We start from the raw sequence: 18,569 nt of genomic DNA, 5'->3' as shown, positions 1-18,569 counted from the left end.
AATATGCCTATGATATTAAAAGAGTTATCAGAAATACTTAATATAGACCTTGCTACAACAGTTGCTAGATTTGGAAATAATGAGATGCTTTTTGTTCGTTTTATTAAAAAATTTCCTAATGATAAAACTTATAGTGCTTTATGTGAAGCTGTTGAAAATAAAGATTATAAAGCTATTGAGACTAGTGCTCATACCCTTAAAGGTATTGCTGCAAATCTTGGTCTTTCTGAAATTCAGTCTTTCAGTGACAATATTGTTATTGCTGTAAGAAATGAAAAATATGATGATATAGGTGAACTTTTTGTTACACTTAAATCTGTTTATCAAAAAGCTATTGATGCTATATCATGTCTTGAATAAACTAGTTGGGAGGTGTGTTTTTTGAAACCAAAAAACACCATACTCGTTGTTGATGATATTGAAATGAATAGAGCTATTTTAGCTGAAATATTTAAAGACGAGTATGAAATAATTGAGGCCGAAAATGGTGCGGAGGCTCTTGATTTAATAGAAAAATATCAAGATAAAATTGCTTCTGTTTTTCTTGATATTATTATGCCTGTTATGGGCGGTATAGAGGCTATGGAAGAGATTAATAAAAGAGGATTTGTAAATAAAATCCCTGTGTTTTTTATAACAGCAGATAACTCCGAAGATACTATGAAATATGGTTACGATTTAGGGGTTGTTGATATTATACAGAAGCCTATCAACCCATATTTTGTAAGAAGACGTATAGGAAATGTTATTGAGCTTTATCAGGCTAGAGAGAGACTTACTCATGTTGTTGAAATTCAAGAACAGGAGATTGTAAATAAATCTAAAGAGATTATTGAACTTAACTATTCACTTATTGAAACCCTTTCAACAGCCATAGAATTCCGTGATTGTGAGTCTGGAGAACATGTCCATCGTATGCACGACCTTACTTCTTTTATTCTCAAAAAACTTAGAGGAAAAATGAAAAATGTTGATTTTGATGATGAGACAATAGAGGAAATTGCAACTGCTGCAATTATGCATGATGTTGGTAAAATTGCTATTCCTGATGCTATATTAAATAAGCCAGGTAAGCTTACTTCTGAGGAATATGATATTATGAAAACTCACACTGTTAAAGGTTGTGAGATACTTGAGAAAATTCCACAGTATAGCAAAAATCCTATATATCAATATGCTTATGATATTTGTAGACATCATCATGAAAGATGGGACGGAAAGGGATACCCTGATGGAATTAAGGGCGATGATATTTCTATATGGTCTCAGGTTGTAGCTGTGGCTGATGTTTATGATGCTTTAACTGCTGAACGTGTATATAAAAAGGCTTTTGACCACGACACTGCTATAAGTATGATTGTTGAAGGAAAATGTGGAGTTTTCAATCCAAAACTTATGGAGTGTATAAAGAGCTTTGAAAAAGATATAAAAGATAAATTTTATAGAGCTTAATAATGAAAATCCGTCAAATATTAATTTGACGGATTTATTTATTTTTCTATAAATTTTTTACCTTCCTCTGTAAGTCCTTTTATTATATAATCTTCATCACAGCACATTTCTATTAAAACTGCATATATAAAATTTTTGCTGTCAGCTTCTTCAATAATGTCAAATATTTCTCTTGGTGATATATTGCCTATAAGATTTGAAATTTCTGATGTGCTTGTGTCATTACCATTTTTGCATATTGTGTAAACTGCATTTAGTACATCTTTTAATATTTTTTCTTCCATTGTAACACCACTTTCTTTTTTGATATTATTAAGAATATCATAATGGTGGTTTATATACAATTATTATTGTTTAATATTAAAATAAGTAAAATAGGAAGTATCAAATTATTCATGTGGTTTGATGTTCTTTCTTGTGGTTTGCACACTTTGTCACATTGAGTTTGTTCTTCGATTGGAATTATAGCTTCACATTTTTCTTCTGTTTTTTCTGAATTTTCATTGTTTGATATACTTTCGTCACATAGGTCATATCTAAATTGCTCAGGTATTGTATTCCATCTCTCTATTCTCATTATTTTAAAAATCCTCCTTGTTGTTATTATAAATTATATTATTGTTTGTGGCCTTTTATGTATAAGGCTGTTATTGTCAATTTACTAATCCCGTTTATTGTGTTAAAATAGTGCATTATGGAGGTGAGGGGTTTTATTTAAAAAATCCCATGCATGTCTTTTGACAATATATTTTTACTTATGGAGGTTACGAATGATAAAAAAATACATGCAGGATTATAAAACCATAAACCTTAAAACCAACCGTTTCGATATAATAGGAGATATACACGGCTGTTATGATGAATTGATTGAACTTGTACATAAACTTGGATATGTTAAAAGGGGTATGGCATATTTTCACCCTGATGACAGAAGACTTGTATCTGTTGGGGATATAGCAGACAAAGGTGATAAAAATATCGATAGCCTTAATTTCTGGATAAATCAGGTTAATTATGGCGGTGGTATGTGGGTTTATGGAAATCATTGTTTTAAATTTTATAGGTACCTTATAGGAAATAAAGTTAAACTTACTCATGGTATTGAAAAAACCGTAAAAGAGTTTAATAATCTTCCTTCTGACGAGAAAGAACTTTTTAAGGACAGATTTATTAAATGCTATGAGGGTAGATGTCATTATATTATGCTTGATAATAAAAAACTTATTGTTGTTCATGGTTGCCTTAAAGAAAAGGATATTGGGAATTTTGGAAAAAGTATAAAAACAAGATGTCTTTATGGTGACATTACAGGAGAATTTGATGAAAATGGAAAACCTATAAGAAATGATTGGGCTAAAGAATATAATGGTAAATCTCTTATAGTTTATGGTCATACTGCTGTTAAAGAGGCTGAGATTATAAATAATACTATTGATATTGATACAGGGTGTGTTTATGGAGGAAAACTTACTGCTTTTAGATACCCTGAAAGAGAGATTGTTCAGGTTAATGGTAAAGCCTATGCAGAATATAGAGGTTCAAAAAAAATAGATTTCTCATGTATTTAAAAACGAACATTTTATAATGTTCGTTTTTATTTTTTTGAATTTTTATTAAAAATAACCTAATGTAGACTGTTTAATTACATTATTTACAGTAGTATTTTAAAAATGTATATACAGTATTTTTAATAGTGACGAAAAGATATATGTTTTTATATGTAAATTTATATTTATGAATAATTATAAATTTATATACATTATATTGACTTTAAACCTACTAAAAGTGTAAAATATACAGTATTATAAAGATATTTGTTTTTGATACAAAAACACTGATGTATGTAGTATGTATATTATTAACTGTCTGTTTTTCAGATTTAGTTTTTGGAGGGATATATTAATTATGTTTGGTTATAGCAAAAAAAGTAATTTGCTTGAGAATACTCAGCAAGACTTTTCACTTATTGATGTTAAAGACCCTAATCTTTACAGGGATTTCTTCCCTTATGATGAGGTTCCTAAAGTTGTTTTCAATCACCGTGTTGTTCCTATGAACGTTCCGGAAAATATTTGGATTACTGATACTACTTTCCGTGATGGTCAGCAGTCAAGAGAACCTTACACAGTAAATCAGATGACTCACCTTTTTGACCTTATTCATAAACTTTCAGGTCCTAAAGGTATTATAAGAATGAGTGAATTTTTCTTATATACAAGAAAAGACCAAGAGGCTGTTTATAAATGTCTTGAAAAGGGTTATGAGTTCCCAGAGGTTACAAGCTGGATTAGAGCTTCTAAAAAGGACTTTGAACTTGTTAAGGAGATTGGACTTAAAGAGACTGGTATACTTGTAAGTTGTTCTGATTATCACATTTTCCATAAAATGCACATGACAAGACATCAGGCCCTTGACCATTATATTGCTGTTGTTCGTGAGTGTATTGAGACAGGTGTTATTCCTAGATGTCATTTTGAAGATATTACAAGAGCTGATTTCTATGGTTTTGTTGTTCCTTTTGCTTCTGCTCTTATGGAGCTTAGCCGTGAGACTGGTGTTCCTATAAAAATTAGAGCTTGTGATACTTTAGGTTATGGTGTTACATATCCAGGAACAATGCTTCCTAGAAGTGTTCAGGGAATTATGTATGGTCTTAATAACCATGCTGGCGTTCCTTCTGAGTATCTTGAATGGCATGGTCATAATGATTTTTATAGAGCTGTAAATAATGCCACATATGCTTGGCTTTATGGTGCTAGTGGTGTAAACTGCTCACTTTTGGGAATTGGCGAGAGAACAGGAAATACACCTCTTGAGGCCATGATTATGGAATATGCTCAGCTTAAAGGAACTCTTGATGGTATGGATACTACTGTAATAACTGATATTGCAGAGTACTATGAAAAAGAATTGGGATATAATATTCCTCCAATGACTCCTTTTGTTGGAAAGAACTTTAATGTTACAAGAGCTGGAATACATGCTGACGGTCTTCTTAAAAATGAGGAGATTTATAATATATTTGATACAGAAAAACTTCTTAGAAGACCTGTTAGAATTGCTATTTCAAATACTTCCGGTACAAGTGGAATTGCTCATTGGATAAATAGTTATTTCCACCTTACTGGAGAGGCTGCTGTTGAAAAGAAAGACAAAGTTGTTGAAATAGTGTATAATTGGGTTAATGAGCAGTATAATGACGGTCGTGTTACTGTTATTACAGACGGTGAGCTTGAAAGAGTTACACTTGATGCTATGAAAGAAATAGATGAAAACAAATAAGAGAGTAAATAGTTAAACTAAGGAGGACAATAGTATTATGGACAAAATTGCAGAGGCAAAGGAAAAGTTTGCAAAACTTATTGAGGAACAGCTTGTTAGAGTTGAAAAAATGAAAGCTCAGAAAGATTTTGTTGATTATAGCAAAAAAGACAAAATTATTATCGGTGTTGCTGGTGGTGACGGAATTGGTCCTGCTATAACAAAACAGGCTGAAAGAATTATGGAATTTCTTCTTAAAGATGAAATTGAAAAGGGAAAAGTTGAGATTAGAGAAATTGACGGTCTTACAATAGAAAAACGTGTTGAGGCTATGAAAGCTATTCCTGATGATGTTCTTGAAGAAATTAAAAAATGTGATGTTATTCTTAAAGGACCTACTACTACTCCTAGAGCTGGAGACCCTTGGCCAAACATTGAAAGTGCCAATGTTTCAATGAGAAAAGAACTTGACCTTTTTGCTAATGTTAGACCTGTTAAAGTTCCAGAACAGGGCATTGACTGGGTATTTTATAGAGAAAATACTGAAGGTGCTTATACTCTTGGTAGCAAGGGATTTGCTGTTGATGATGATATATCAATTGACTTCACTGTTGCAACAACAGAGGGCACTGAAAGAATTATAAGAGCTGCTTTTGAGTATGCTAGAAAAAATAATAGAACAAGAGTTACTGCTGTTACAAAAGCTAATATTATAAAAGCTACTGACGGTAAATTCTTAAAGATATTCTATGAAATAGCTAAGGAATATCCTAATATTTCTGCTGATGACTGGTATATTGACATTATGACTGCTAAACTTGTTGATGAAAAACGTCGTCAGGATTTCCAGGTTGTTGTTCTTCCTAACCTTTACGGTGATATTATCACTGATGAGGCTGCTGAATTCCAGGGTGGTGTTGGTACTGCTGGAAGTGCTAATATAGGTAAGAGATATGCTATGTTTGAGGCTATTCATGGTTCTGCTCCTCGTATGGTTAAAGAGGGTAGAGATATTTATGCAGACCCTTGTAGTATTATTCGTGCTTCTGTTATGCTTCTTTCTCATATAGGATATCAGGAGGAAGCTGATAAGCTTGAAAAAGCTCTTGATATATGTACTAATGTTGAAAAGAAAATTTATACAACAGGTCGTTCTGATGGTGCTACTTCAGCAGAAATGGCTGATTACATAATGGATACAATAAATAAATTATAATAATAAATTATTTTTTTGGACTTCATCTTTTTAAGATGAAGTCTTTTTTTGTAATTTATAATAAGCATTGTATCTAGTGTAATATTATTGTAATATAATTTATAGCATATTAAATACTGAAAGGGGCTATTAATTTGAAGAAACAAAAAACAATAGTATTTGCTAATGTTTTATTTATAATAATTTTGTTAATAGTAGCTATTTATGTTGTTTGGTCTGCTGTTCAAGTTTCTATTAATAAATCTGAAAGTATAAGTAGACAGATTGCTGAAAATTATAAATTGAAAGATGATAAAATATTTACAGAATATAATGTTGTCCTTGAAATAGGCTCTTATAAAATACAATCTATGAGAGAAGAAGGAAAGTCTATTGATGATATACATGAATGGATGAAAATGTTTACAAATGATGTTGTTTCATCAAATAATCTATTTTACACTGATTTGTATGGTGTTTTTGATGGTGTAATAGTTAATGGTGCTGAATGGAACCCTGATTGGAATGTTCCTTGGACTGAAAGACAATGGTATATTGGCGCTGTAAATTCTAAAGGCAAAGTATATTATTCTGATATATATACTGATATTAAAACTGGAGAAGAAGTTATAACACTTTCTAAACTTATAAATGATACAGATGTTGTGTGTGTTGATGTCAGTCTAAAAAGCATAAGAGAGTTACTTAAAAAAGATATTCTTAATGATGGAAATATATATGTGTCTTTTGACAGAAACGGAAAGATGATAGGTCATAAATGTTGGGAAGGTAGTTCCTGTAATCATGATGAGAATTATTTTTCAAAACTTCTTGAGGAAGCTAGATATAGAGAAAAAGATACTACATTTAGATATAAAGATTTTAATGATGTTGAACAATTATGTTATGTTTCATCTACTGATACAGGTTGGTTATCTGTAGCTAGTGTTACATATAGAAGTATGGAATTATCAGTTATGGGTGTAATAAGAAATAGTGTTATTCTTATAGCAATATATTGTAGTATACTTGGCATATTTATGTGGAGAAATTATAAAAGTCAAACTGAAGCTAGAAATACACAGAAAATATTATACTTTGTAGGTAATACATATTATGCTATATATCTTATAAATGTAAAGAATGATACTTGTAGTATGATAAAACCTTCATCAGATGTTTTGAATGATATGGGATATGATAAGACTTATACTAAACTTATAAGTGTTCTCTCAAAGTATGTTGAGCCAGAGGCTAAAGATGAATTTTGCCAAAGTTTTGGTATAGAAAATGTACGAAAACTTATGGATAATAAAATAAAAAATTTTGGTGGAGATTTTAAAAGAAAATTTTCTGATGAATATAAGTGGGTTAATATACAGCTTCTTTTTGATGATAATGAACTTCATAAAAATCAAGCTATACTTGCTTTTAAACTTATAGATAAAGAAAAACTTAAAGAGATTGAACAGAAAAAACTCCTTGAAGAATCTCTTGTTGCGGCTCAGACAAGTAGTAAAGCTAAAAATGATTTTCTTTCAAATATGTCCCATGATATGCGTACTCCTTTAAATGCTATTATAGGTCTTTCTGAATTGGCTGAAATGAAAGTTGAAAAAAATTCAGAGGTTTGTGAATATCTTAAGAAAATCAATTTTTCAAGTAAACATCTTCTTGCTCTTATAAACGATATTTTGGATATGGCTAAAATTGAGCAAGGTAAAATAGAGCTTAAAGAGGAAAATTTTGATATTATAAATCTTGTTAGTGATATTGTATCTGTTTTTAGAAAACAGAATGATAATAAAACTATAAATCTTATATTTGATTTGGAAAATAAAGAACTTAAAGGTGATACTTTGAGGATTTCTCAAATTTTAAATAACTTAATATCAAATGCTATAAAATTCTCTAGTGATGATGGTGTAATAGATATTTCAGTTATACAATCATCTTCAAATTATCGTGAATATGGTGTTTATCAATTTATAATAAAAGATAATGGAATAGGTATGTCTGAAGAATTTTTGAAAAGAATTTTTATGCCTTTTGAGAGGGAAGAAAGATTTGTTTCTGGATATATATCTGGTACTGGCTTGGGTATGCCTATTGTAAAAAATATTGTTAATGTTATGAATGGAAAAATTGATGTTAAAAGTAAAATTGGAGAGGGCACAGAGTTTACAATAACTATTCCTTTACATTTTGGAGAAAATGAAAATAAAAATGATAATGAAAATGTTAAAGAAATTAATGATATAAAATCTTTTGATTTAACAGATAAAAATATACTTCTTGTTGAGGATAATGAAATAAATATGGAAATAACAACAGAGCTTCTTGAAATGTATGGTGCTAATGTTTGTAAAGCTTGGAATGGACAAGAGGCTGTTGAAATATTTGAAAATTCCGATTATGAATACTTTGATGCAATACTTATGGACATGCAAATGCCTGTACTTGATGGTTGCGGTGCTACTGAGAAAATAAGAGCTTTGGATAGGGAAGATGCCACAAATGTGCCTATTATAGCTGTCACTGCTAATGCTTTTTCTGATGATATTGCTAAGTCCATGAAAGCGGGAATGAATGCTCATGTTCCTAAACCTATTGATTTTAATGTTCTTATGAAAATTCTTGAACAATATATTTAATTTTAAAATAAGTTGATTGGAGGGATAATTTTGAAGGAAAGACTTGCAAGCGTCAATAAACGCTTTATAAAGCAAAGTATATTTCTTTTTATTGCCGTTATTGCAATATCTTTTGTTGGAGTTGTTGTTACTGGTGTAAGTGCCATGAAAAATGCTAACCAATGGGGTATGCGAACTGCTGAGTCTCTTATGCTTAGAGAAATGCTTTTTATTGAGAAATATGAACGTGCAGTTGAACAAGTTGCTTACTCCATTGAACAGCTTTATGAAAATGATAATGTAATGTTTGATGAGTGGTTTAAAGAGTATACAAAAAATATGCTTGGGAATTTTGATTATAAAGAATATGGAATGTATGCTTATATTAATGGAGAATTTTTATGGGATGATGAAAGAGTTTTAAATCCTAATTATAATCCCACAGAAAGACCATGGTATACAAATGCTATTGAGAAAAATGGAAAAGTTTCATGTACTGGGGTTTATCGTGATACACGTAGAAATAAAGAAAAAATAAGTGTATCAAAAATGCTTAATGATGGAGAAAGTGTTGTCTCTGTTGATATATATATTGATGATATAGATATGGGGCAGGATATTTACGAAGGTGAGTTTATAGGTTCCCAGACTATTGTTGATAAAGATGGTAATGTTATATATCATAGGCCTTTGGGAAATATAGATGATGTTGAATGTGAATTTGAAAATTATACTTCTGAAGATTTTAAAAGTTTACTTTCTAATTTTGAAGGTGACAGTGGAAATGTAATGCTTGAAACTGAAACTGGAAAAACACGTTATTATTATTATGTTGATGATAATGGTTGGACTTCTTTCGTTAGTATTGATTATAATGCTATAACAAATGATGCCACACAATTATTTATTGTTATAATAACATTATCTGTGGTTTTTATGATTGTAATAATATACTTATGCTTTTTAAATTATAAAGATGCAAAATCCGCAGTTAAAACAATAGGATATTTTGAGAAACTTGGAAATACATATTATGCTGTTGTTTTATATGATATAGAACAAGATATTTGTACTGCTATAAAATCTTATAATAAGATTGATAGAGGTAGAGAATATAGGACTTATGATGAGTTTAAAATTAAAGCTTGTGAAGTTATAGAAGATAGTTATAAACTTGAATTTCAAAAAAAATTTACAGTTGAGAATTTTAATAAACTTCTTAAAGGTGAAATTGAAAGATGTTATATGGAATATAAAAGAATTTTTAATGAAGGTTCAAAGTGGGTTAGTCTTGAAGTTTTTACTCTAGACCATGAAAAATCTGAAGTTTTATTTGCCTTTAAAGAAATTCATTCTGAAAAAGTTGCTAACCTTGAACAACAAAAACTTCTTGAGGAGTCTTTGGAAATGTCTAAAAATGCTGCTCAGGCTAAAAGTGATTTTCTTTCAAGAATGTCTCATGATATGAGAACTCCTATGAATGCTGTAATAGGTTTTGCGGGAATTGCTGAAAATAATATAGAAAATCATGACAAGGTTAAAGATTGTCTTGTAAAAATTATAGCGGCATCAAAGCAGCTTTTGCATCTTCTTAATGAAATACTTGATATGGCTAAAATTGAACAGGGAAAAATGAATATAAATAAATCTAATGTTAATATTTTAGAACATATATGTGAGACTGCTGATATGTTTAAAGTACAATGTGATATACAACAAAAAGACTTTGAGTTTAAACATAATGAATTTAAGCATCATATTATAAATGCTGATATTTTGAGACTTGAACAGATACTTAATAATATATTATCTAATGCAGTTAAATATACAGAGCCTGGAGGAAAAATAACATTTGAGGTTATTGAAAATCCTATTGATAATGGCAATTCTCTTTATAAATTTATAATAAGTGATACCGGTATAGGAATGTCTGAAAGTTTTATGAAAAAGCTTTTTACACCTTTTGAGCGTGAGGAAACTTCCATGACAGGAAAAGTTAATGGAGTTGGTCTTGGTATGGCTATCGTTAAAAATACTGTTCAGCTTTTAGGTGGTCAGATAGATGTTAAAAGTAAACTTGGAGAGGGTTCTGTTTTTACTGTCATTATTCCTTGTGAGGTTGTTGACAATAAAGAATTTGTTGATGAAGAAAGTATGCAAGTCAATGAAAATGATGATGTCCTTAGTGGAAAAAGATTTCTTATTGTTGAGGATAATGTTTTAAATATGGAGATTGCAAGAGAGATACTTGAAATTGAAGGTGTTGAGACTGTTCCGGCTTATAATGGTCAGGAAGCTTTTGAAATATTTAATGAAAAAGATGATTACTATTTTGATGCCATTTTGATGGATATTCAAATGCCTGTTCTTGATGGATATGGCGCTTCAATAAAAATAAGAAATATTAATACAAAATATTCAAAAAATATTCCTATAATAGCTATGACTGCCAATGCTTTTGCTGATGATGTTATAAAATCTTCTGAAGCTGGTATGAATGCTCATATTTCTAAACCTGTTGATTATAATAAACTTAAAGAAATTTTGTCTGATATTTTTGAAAAAAATAGTTTTAATGAAAAAAGCGATGAATAATTTCATCGCTTTTTTCTATGAAGGGATTTTTATTTTTTTAACATATCAAATGTATGAGATATATATTCTTTTTGTTGTTCGTTAAACTGTCTGAATGTATCTATAAGTCTTTTTTCATCACCTGTAAGCAGTGTGTAAGAAGATTTATCTTTGGTTGAATTTTTTGTGTGACCTAAAATAGCAAAATCCGGTTGTTTTATGTCATATATATTACAGAGAGCTAAAAATGTGCTTATATCAGGCTGACTTCTGTTTACTTCCCAACCATAAAGGGTTTTTACTGCTGTATTTATGTTATATACAGATGAAAGTTCATTTACTACACTGTTTACTGATAGTTTTTTTCTTTTTCTTGAATGTTTCAATAATTCACCAATATTTCCTTCTAACATCTTATTTCACCTCTCTTTTTTATAATTTAATGATAGTTGTTTTATATTTAAAAGTCAATGAAAAAGTTATAAAAAAATATAATTTCGGAATATTATATTAAAATTATAACTTTATATACTTTAAAAATGGTTATTTTTCTTAAAAATTAAGATTTTTTATATAAAAAATATAATTTTATTACAGTGTTTATGTTTTGACTTTTTTTAAAATATATGATTAAATTATTATAATAAAATACTTTTTTAAGAGGTGCTTTTTATGGATAAAATTAAGGTTATGAGCGTTTTTGGTACACGACCTGAAGCTATAAAAATGGCTCCTTTAGTTAAGGAGCTTATGAAAAATGAACATATTGAGAGTATTGTCTGTGTTACTGCACAGCACAGAGAAATGCTTGACCAAGTTTTGGAAATATTCGATTTAAAACCGGACTATGACTTAAATATTATGCGTCAGAGACAAACTCTTGCAGGAATTACTACAAGAGCTCTTGAGGGATTAAGCGATGTTATGGCAGAGGCTAAACCTGACCTTGTTCTTGTTCATGGTGATACAACAACTACTTTTGCTGGTGCTTTGGCTGCTTATTATAATCAGATAAAAGTTGGACACGTTGAAGCTGGTCTTAGAACTTATGATAAATATCAGCCTTTCCCAGAAGAAATGAATAGAAAACTTACTGGTGGTTTAACTGATATTCATCTTTCTCCTACAAAACTTGCTAAAGAGCATCTTCTTTTGGAAAATGTTCCAGAGAAAGATATATACATAACAGGAAATACTGTTATTGATGCTCTTAAAACTACTATTGAGGAAGATTATAAATTCACTGTTGATGAGCTTAATAATATAGACTTTAAAAATAAAAAAGTTATTGCTATGACTGCTCACAGAAGAGAAAATCTTGGCGAACCTTTGAAAAATATATGTAATGCTGTTAAAGGTATAGTTGAAAAGTATGATGATGTGGAAGTTGTATATGCTGTTCACAAAAATCCGGCTGTTAGAGATGTTGTTTTCGATATACTTGGAGGCAATGAAAGAATTCATCTTCTTGACCCTCTTGACCTTAAAGATATGCATAATCTTATGAGCCGCTCATATCTTGTAGTTACAGATAGTGGCGGACTTCAGGAGGAAGTTCCTTCTATGGGTAAACCTGTTTTGGTTCTTAGAAATGTTACTGAAAGACCTGAAGGTATTGAAGCTGGTACTCTCAAACTTGCTGGTGTTAAAGAGGAAACTATATTTAATATGACTGAAACACTTCTTACAAATAAAGAGGAATATGAAAAAATGGCAAAGGCTAAAAATCCTTTTGGTGATGGACACGCTTCTGAAAGAATAGTTCAAATTATTCTCCATAGTTTTGGTATAAGAGAGGACAGACCTGAGGATTTTAAAATCGATTAAGGAGCTGAATTTTTATGAATGAAGAAAGAATGGCTGTTTTAAGAATGCTTGAAAAGGGCGTTATAAATGCTGATGAGGCTGAAAGACTTATAGTTGCTCTTTCTCAACCTTCAAGAAACTCTGACGCTTTAAGTCATCTTGGAGATGTTATAAATAAGGCTGGAGATGTTTTATCATCAGTGGCTAAAAATGTTGGTGATAAAGCCAAAGAGGCTGAGCCTGTTATAAAGAAAACTGTAAATGATATTGCTGATAAGGCTATTGATTTAAAACATGATTTAAAAACTTATGCTGAAAAAAGAAAAAAAGCTAAAGAGGCTGTTGATGATTTAGAGGATATAGAAGATATAGATGACTCTGATGATTTTGAATGTAATGATGAAGAAAATCAGTCAGAGAATAGTGATGAAAACAGCAATGATGACAGTGATGAAGATATAGAAAAATCTGTGGATTTTACTCAGGAAGCCTATTTGAATACTATTGCTGATATGCTTAAGGCGGCTGAGGAAAACTCTGATTTTCTTGATATGATGCAATCTGCTTGCGGTGGAGATGATTGTGATAGCTGTGACAGTTGTGGAAACTGTAAAGGCACATCTTTTGAACAGAGAGTTGTCTGTAATCGTACAGAGCCTTGTTGTGGTGAAAATGGCTATGAGTGTAAAAATGAGGAGCCTTGTTGTAATGATGAAAATATATGCTTTAAAGAAGTTCATTGTTGCGGTTTGAAAGAGGATTGTGGCAAACTTTCTCCTTGCTGTTGGGACGATGAAGGCAAAGAATATGCAAAGAAAATTGCTAAGGAGAATGGAACTGAAGTAGGGGACTTTATAGTTAAAAACCCTAGAAATGATGAAAATGTATTTTAATTTTTTGAGGAAGTCTTTTGACTTCCTTTTTTAAAGGGGGATTTTATGGGAGAGAAAATGCGTATTGATAAGTTTATATCTAATATGGGCTTTGGAAGTCGTAAGGATATAAAAGAATTTATAAAGAAAAAGAAAATAACTGTCAATGGTCAAATTGTAAAAAGTGGTGATTTGTATATTGATACTGATGACGATGTTTTCTGTTGTGGTAAAAAAGTGGAATATGAAAAATATATTTATATTATGATGAATAAGCCTGCTGGATATGTAAGTGCTAATGAGGATAAAAAAGAAAAAACAGTTTTTGAACTTATTGGGAATGAGTACAGAAAAAAAGATTTGTTTGTTGCAGGTAGACTTGATAAGGATACAGAGGGGCTTCTTATTATAACTAATAATGGTAAATTTGCTCATAATATGCTTTCACCTAAAAAACACGTTGATAAAACTTATTTTGTTAAAGCTGAGGGTGGAATGTTTAGTGATGATGATATTAATGCCTTTGAAAATGGTGTTGTAATTGACGATGGATATAAATGTAAACCGGCTAAAATAAGTGTTTTGAAAAATGGTGATATATCTGAAAGTCTTTTGACTATTTCTGAAGGTAAATTTCATCAGGTTAAAAGAATGTTTAAGGCTGTTGGTAAAAATGTTATTTATCTTAAAAGGGTTAAAATAGGGGATCTTGAACTTGATGAAAATATTCAGTTAGGTAAATTTAAAATATTATCTGATGAAGATGTAAAACTTATAGGTGCTGAAATTGAATAATTTTAATAGTTAAATTTTTAAAGGTGTTTTCCATATGGAAAACACCTTTATTTAATATATTTCTTTTATCCAATAACCCCATCCCTTGTTATCTGTATTTTTATGTATAAATGTTTTAAATCCTAAATGAGAAGCTGTTAAAGTGTAATCACTGTTATAATAATCTGGTATACCTATGTAATAAATATTGTTTTCATTGTTTCGACCTATTATTATATGACCATATTTTTTATAGCTATATAATATAAAAGGATTTTTCATTTCTGATATGTTGTTTTGTGGTAAAAGTATACTTTCTTTTATGTCACATATTATCCAATCTACTTCTGAATTGGGAAGATTTATTTTTTTATTTTCTTTAAATATTATATCTAATTCTTTGTTATTTGATTTATTTGCTTTACTTAATTTATTTGATTTTTTGCCGGAAGACATTATATTTTCTATATCTTCTTTTGTAAATACTCCGTTTTTTTCTAAAAGCTCCATTTCTTCTTTAAATCTTTTTGTTATTGTTGAAAATATATCTGCTGAGGGTATTTTTAATATTTCTGATATATCAGGCATTAATGTTATTTTTTCAGGATTATAAATTTTGTCAATTGCAACACATTCTGTTGAATGAATTGTATTGTTATGATTTGGGTTTTCTGCTGCTGAAATTGTTTTTTCTTTGTATATATCTTCAATTTCTTCTTGAGTATCACTATCTTCAAAAACACTCTCTAATTCTTTATAATCCTCAATTTCCATTACATCATTTATATTTTCGATAGAATTTTTATCAAATATTTTAAATCTGTTTTTCCAATTTATTTTTAAGTCAGTATATCCACAAGCTGGAACTAAAAGTGGTTCTTCTTCTGTTTCTCTTTTTGATATTACAGCAAATACATTTATTTTTTCTATTTCTTTTTGTGTGTTCATAAAATTGTCTGGTTCAAAATTAACTTGATATTCAAAAAATCCCGTTTTGTCCGGTGTTACATTACATATAAATATACCTTCGGAACTATTTTTTGATACTGATATTCCATACAAATAAAAATCAATGGATTTTGGTTTTCTTAAATCCTTTATGTAAAAACGAAGTGTACCTATGTTGTTTTTAATTTCTATTGTACAGCTTCCTGAAACTGACCTTTCTCCTGTTGAAAATCCATGAGTGTCCTGTTTCATCTGTATTAATATTTTATCATATCTACGGTTGTACATTTTTTCCACTCCTTTTTATTGATACACATTAAATGTATATGAGAGTGATATATTAAAAATGCAAAAAAAATAATGCCTTTTATAAGGCATTATTTTAGTTAGTTATTTATTAATGTAATCATATATACTGTCAGATATTTTTCCAAAATCTTCAAGGGTTAAAGCTTCTCCTCTGACTTTTTCATCAAGTCCACAGGATTTTATCATTTCTGTCAAATCTTCTTTTGGTATATTAAATCCGCCTTGATTAAAAAGACTGTTCATAAGTGTTTTTCTTCTCTGTCCAAAGGCACATTTTACAACTTTGAAGAAAAGTTCTTCATTCTTTACATCTATTCTTGGTTTGTCAAGAATTTTAAGTGTTATAACTGCTGATGCAACCTTTGGTCTTGGCATAAAACAACTTGGTTGTACTATTATGTCTATTGAAGCATCACAATAATATTGAACTGCCACTGATAATGCTCCGTATTCTTTGTTTTTTGGTCCTGCTTGCATTCTCTCGGCTACTTCTTTTTGAACCATTACAGTTATACTCTGTACATTTAACTTCTTTTCAAGAAGCTCCATTATTATTGGTGTTGTGATGTAGTAGGGTAAGTTTGCTACAACTTTTACTGGTTTTCCTTGATTTTTTTCTTCTATAAGTTTGTTAAGGTCAACCTTTAATATGTCATTATTTATTATTTCTATGTTGTCATAAGCACTTAATGTATCTTTGAGAATAGGTATAAGATTGTTGTCTATTTCCACAGATACAACACCACGAGCGTTTTCTGCAAGAACCTGTGTGAGACTGCCTATTCCCGGACCTACCTCAAATACAAAATCATCTTTTGTTACACCGGCTGAGTATACTATATTGTCAAGTACATTTGAGTCTATGAGAAAGTTTTGACCAAAATTCTTTTTAAAGTAAAATCCATACTTTTCTATAATCTCTTTCGTTCTTTTTGGTGTTGAAATTCTCTCTGTCCTTTGTGACATTTCTGACATTTTATTCCTCCTAGATTATCCTATTCCTATGGCACTTAAAAGACCAAATGAAAGTATTGAAACTATTATTCCTGCTGATATAACTCCAAGAGCTATTACAGGAAGTGTCTTTTTAGGGTCCATTTTTAACATACTAGCTATTAATGCTCCCGTCCATGCTCCTGTTCCTGGGAGAGGTACTCCTACAAAAAGGAATATTCCCCAGTATGCATACTTTCTTATGCTGTCACTTTTGCTTTCTGCTTTGTTTTCACACCATATTACAAATTTTCTCATTGGTGTTTTCTTTAATACTTTAAATATGAACTGTATGAAATACAGTATGAAGGGGATTGGTAGCATATTTCCTAAAAATGCTATTATAAATGTTGGAACAAATTCCATGCCTAAAGCATATCCGGCAATTATTCCTCCTCTGAGTTCAAGTATTGGCATAAGTGATACTATGAACACTATCAACTCCCTTGAAACTACTCCCCCAAGATTTTCAACAAAAAAATTTACCAGAGTTTCTGCCATTTATTTACCTCCATGGTATTAATATTATTAATATTAGTAATAGTAACATTAATATCTTAAACATATTATCATCACTGTATATATATGTCAAATAGTATGATTAAAAAAGGTGCAGTTTTTCTGCACCCTAAAAATATTTTCGTTTTATAGTTTATATATTAGTATATTTCATAGGCTTCTTCCATAAGATTTTTTGGAATTTCAATGCCTATAATGTCAGCGAATGTTTTGTTTATATATATTTTATTGTCCTTTGAAAGTTCTACTGGCATATCTTTTGGATTTTCTCCCTCAAGAATTCTTGCAGCCATTTTTCCAACTTGTTTTCCTGTGTCATAGTAGTCAAAAGCTGATGTTGCAAGAGCTCCTTGCTCAACCATTGCGGCTGCTCCTGTCACTATTGGAAGTTTATTTTCTTCACATATTGTTGATATTGTTGGCATTGCAGACGCCATTGTGTTATCAACAGGTATATAAAGTCCGTCAACTTTTTCAGCAAGAGTTGAAATTGCCTGAAGAACATCATTTGAGTTTGTTACTGTTGTTATTACAGTTTCTATTCCTTTTGACTCTAAATAGTCACAAGCTGTTTTTACTTGAACTTCTGAATTTACTTCATTTGTGCAGTAGGCTATGCCTATTTTTTTTGCATTTGGCACAAACTGCATAAGTATATCAATTTGTTCTTCAACAGGAGCCATGTCACTTACACCTGTAACATTTCCTCCCGGCTGTTTGATATCTTCAACAAGTCCAGCACTTACCATGTCTGTTATTGCTGCTCCTATTATAGGAATTTCTGTTGTCTCTGAGGCTACTGCTTGAGCCGCTGGAGTTGCTATTGCAACTATAACATCAGAATTTTCATTGACAAATTTACTGCTTATTGTTTTAAGGTTTGACTGGTCTCCTTGACCATTCTGGTAGTCTATTTCAATGTTTATTCCGTCTTCATAGCCTTCAGCTGTGAGTTCATCAACTATTCCTCTGTATATATCATCAAGAGATTGATGTTCTACATACTGAACTATACCAACTTTTAATGTATCATCTTTTTCTTTTGAAACATCAGAAGCGGCACTGGCTGAACAACCAGCAAAAAATACTCCTACCATACCTAAAGATAATAATTTCATAATTCTTTTTTTCATAAAAATTCTCTCCTCTTCTCGTCTAGTCTTAAATTTTCTAATCTATTCTAAATGTATATCACATTTTCCCTCTGGAAAGTGTCGATATTTATTTTTGATT

17 protein-coding genes are annotated in these 18,569 nt (G+C 30.3%); 10 read left to right on the top strand and 7 right to left on the bottom strand.

The window, feature by feature from the left end:
- Positions 1-9 precede the first annotated feature (9 nt).
- A complete protein-coding gene (locus B5E58_RS07335; RefSeq protein WP_158097700.1) occupies positions 10-360 on the top strand; it encodes an Hpt domain-containing protein in 351 nt (116 codons plus the stop codon).
- A 21-nt stretch (positions 361-381) separates the two neighbouring features.
- Positions 382-1,452: an HD domain-containing phosphohydrolase gene (locus B5E58_RS07330; RefSeq protein ID WP_088109040.1), complete on the top strand. Its 1,071-nt coding sequence runs from the start codon at positions 382-384 to the stop codon at positions 1,450-1,452.
- Positions 1,453-1,490: 38 nt separating this feature from the next.
- Here the strand turns inward: B5E58_RS07330 and B5E58_RS07325 are convergent, their stop codons facing one another.
- Together B5E58_RS07325 and B5E58_RS07320 are read right to left on the bottom strand one after the other, a co-directional pair.
- Positions 1,491-1,736: a hypothetical protein gene (locus B5E58_RS07325; RefSeq protein ID WP_088109039.1), complete on the bottom strand. Its 246-nt coding sequence runs from the start codon at positions 1,734-1,736 to the stop codon at positions 1,491-1,493.
- Between the two features lie 50 nt (positions 1,737-1,786).
- Entirely contained in the window at positions 1,787-2,029 is a 243-nt protein-coding gene (locus B5E58_RS07320) for a hypothetical protein (protein WP_088109038.1), read from the bottom strand.
- Between the two features lie 193 nt (positions 2,030-2,222).
- Here B5E58_RS07320 and B5E58_RS07315 point away from each other — a divergent pair, with 193 nt between their 5' ends.
- The 5 genes from B5E58_RS07315 (at position 2,223) to B5E58_RS07295 (ending at position 11,136) form a co-directional block, all read left to right on the top strand.
- Complete coding sequence (locus tag B5E58_RS07315; RefSeq protein ID WP_158097699.1) at positions 2,223-3,020, top strand: metallophosphoesterase; 798 nt, start codon at positions 2,223-2,225, stop codon at positions 3,018-3,020.
- A gap of 337 nt (positions 3,021-3,357) precedes the next feature.
- Positions 3,358-4,734, top strand: coding sequence for a 2-isopropylmalate synthase (locus tag B5E58_RS07310; protein ID WP_088109037.1), 1,377 nt, complete (start codon positions 3,358-3,360; stop codon positions 4,732-4,734).
- A 37-nt stretch (positions 4,735-4,771) separates the two neighbouring features.
- Positions 4,772-5,929, top strand: a complete 1,158-nt coding sequence (locus tag B5E58_RS07305) for an isocitrate/isopropylmalate dehydrogenase family protein (RefSeq protein ID WP_088109036.1) — start codon at positions 4,772-4,774, stop codon at positions 5,927-5,929.
- 134 nt (positions 5,930-6,063) lie between these two features.
- Positions 6,064-8,562, top strand: a complete 2,499-nt coding sequence (locus tag B5E58_RS07300; RefSeq protein WP_088109035.1) for a hybrid sensor histidine kinase/response regulator — start codon at positions 6,064-6,066, stop codon at positions 8,560-8,562.
- A gap of 30 nt (positions 8,563-8,592) precedes the next feature.
- Positions 8,593-11,136, top strand: a complete 2,544-nt coding sequence (locus B5E58_RS07295; protein ID WP_088109034.1) for a hybrid sensor histidine kinase/response regulator — start codon at positions 8,593-8,595, stop codon at positions 11,134-11,136.
- Positions 11,137-11,165: 29 nt separating this feature from the next.
- Here the strand turns inward: B5E58_RS07295 and B5E58_RS07290 are convergent, their stop codons facing one another.
- Positions 11,166-11,528: a helix-turn-helix transcriptional regulator gene (locus B5E58_RS07290; protein ID WP_088109033.1), complete on the bottom strand. Its 363-nt coding sequence runs from the start codon at positions 11,526-11,528 to the stop codon at positions 11,166-11,168.
- Between the two features lie 259 nt (positions 11,529-11,787).
- Here B5E58_RS07290 and wecB point away from each other — a divergent pair, with 259 nt between their 5' ends.
- Genes wecB through B5E58_RS07275 form a run of 3 tightly spaced genes read left to right on the top strand, consistent with a single transcriptional unit; the run spans position 11,788 to position 14,588 of the window.
- A complete protein-coding gene (gene wecB, locus B5E58_RS07285; RefSeq protein WP_088109032.1) occupies positions 11,788-12,942 on the top strand; it encodes a non-hydrolyzing UDP-N-acetylglucosamine 2-epimerase in 1,155 nt (384 codons plus the stop codon).
- Positions 12,943-12,956: 14 nt separating this feature from the next.
- Complete coding sequence (locus B5E58_RS07280; protein ID WP_088109031.1) at positions 12,957-13,814, top strand: SHOCT-like domain-containing protein; 858 nt, start codon at positions 12,957-12,959, stop codon at positions 13,812-13,814.
- Positions 13,815-13,859: 45 nt separating this feature from the next.
- Complete coding sequence (locus B5E58_RS07275) at positions 13,860-14,588, top strand: pseudouridine synthase (RefSeq protein ID WP_088109030.1); 729 nt, start codon at positions 13,860-13,862, stop codon at positions 14,586-14,588.
- 51 nt (positions 14,589-14,639) lie between these two features.
- Here B5E58_RS07275 and B5E58_RS07270 read toward each other — a convergent pair whose 3' ends face one another.
- The 4 genes from B5E58_RS07270 to B5E58_RS07255 all read right to left on the bottom strand — a co-directional run bounded on the left by B5E58_RS07270 (position 14,640) and on the right by B5E58_RS07255 (position 18,469).
- The gene (locus B5E58_RS07270) at positions 14,640-15,803 is read right to left on the bottom strand and encodes a DUF7922 domain-containing protein (protein ID WP_088109029.1); all 1,164 of its coding nucleotides are present in this window, start codon (positions 15,801-15,803) and stop codon (positions 14,640-14,642) included.
- A 102-nt stretch (positions 15,804-15,905) separates the two neighbouring features.
- On the bottom strand, positions 15,906-16,790 hold the full coding sequence (gene rsmA, locus B5E58_RS07265) for a 16S rRNA (adenine(1518)-N(6)/adenine(1519)-N(6))-dimethyltransferase RsmA (RefSeq protein ID WP_088109171.1): 885 nt from the start codon (positions 16,788-16,790) through the stop codon (positions 15,906-15,908).
- 24 nt (positions 16,791-16,814) lie between these two features.
- A complete protein-coding gene (locus B5E58_RS07260) occupies positions 16,815-17,318 on the bottom strand; it encodes a COG2426 family protein (protein ID WP_088109028.1) in 504 nt (167 codons plus the stop codon).
- A gap of 158 nt (positions 17,319-17,476) precedes the next feature.
- On the bottom strand, positions 17,477-18,469 hold the full coding sequence (locus B5E58_RS07255; protein WP_088109027.1) for an ABC transporter substrate-binding protein: 993 nt from the start codon (positions 18,467-18,469) through the stop codon (positions 17,477-17,479).
- Between the last annotated feature and the right edge of the window lie 100 nt (positions 18,470-18,569).

The organism is Tyzzerella sp. An114 (assembly GCF_002161055.1).
Classification (GTDB): domain Bacteria; phylum Bacillota; class Clostridia; order Lachnospirales; family Anaerotignaceae; genus Fimicola; species Fimicola cottocaccae.
Note: the sequence above shows the minus strand (reverse complement) of the source record. Positions and strands in the feature narration are given on the sequence as shown.

Coding starts and splice junctions, on each gene's coding strand:
- B5E58_RS07335 (WP_158097700.1), top strand. CDS start 10: ATGATATTAAAAGAGTTATCAGAAATACTTAATATAGACCTTGCTACA.
- wecB (WP_088109032.1), top strand. CDS start 11,788: ATGGATAAAATTAAGGTTATGAGCGTTTTTGGTACACGACCTGAAGCT.
- B5E58_RS07315 (WP_158097699.1), top strand. CDS start 2,223: ATGATAAAAAAATACATGCAGGATTATAAAACCATAAACCTTAAAACC.
- B5E58_RS07305 (WP_088109036.1), top strand. CDS start 4,772: ATGGACAAAATTGCAGAGGCAAAGGAAAAGTTTGCAAAACTTATTGAG.
- B5E58_RS07280 (WP_088109031.1), top strand. CDS start 12,957: ATGAATGAAGAAAGAATGGCTGTTTTAAGAATGCTTGAAAAGGGCGTT.
- B5E58_RS07260 (WP_088109028.1), bottom strand. CDS start 17,318: ATGGCAGAAACTCTGGTAAATTTTTTTGTTGAAAATCTTGGGGGAGTA.
- B5E58_RS07270 (WP_088109029.1), bottom strand. CDS start 15,803: ATGTACAACCGTAGATATGATAAAATATTAATACAGATGAAACAGGAC.
- B5E58_RS07255 (WP_088109027.1), bottom strand. CDS start 18,469: ATGAAAAAAAGAATTATGAAATTATTATCTTTAGGTATGGTAGGAGTA.
- B5E58_RS07325 (WP_088109039.1), bottom strand. CDS start 1,736: ATGGAAGAAAAAATATTAAAAGATGTACTAAATGCAGTTTACACAATA.
- rsmA (WP_088109171.1), bottom strand. CDS start 16,790: ATGTCACAAAGGACAGAGAGAATTTCAACACCAAAAAGAACGAAAGAG.
- B5E58_RS07310 (WP_088109037.1), top strand. CDS start 3,358: ATGTTTGGTTATAGCAAAAAAAGTAATTTGCTTGAGAATACTCAGCAA.
- B5E58_RS07320 (WP_088109038.1), bottom strand. CDS start 2,029: ATGAGAATAGAGAGATGGAATACAATACCTGAGCAATTTAGATATGAC.
- B5E58_RS07290 (WP_088109033.1), bottom strand. CDS start 11,528: ATGTTAGAAGGAAATATTGGTGAATTATTGAAACATTCAAGAAAAAGA.
- B5E58_RS07275 (WP_088109030.1), top strand. CDS start 13,860: ATGGGAGAGAAAATGCGTATTGATAAGTTTATATCTAATATGGGCTTT.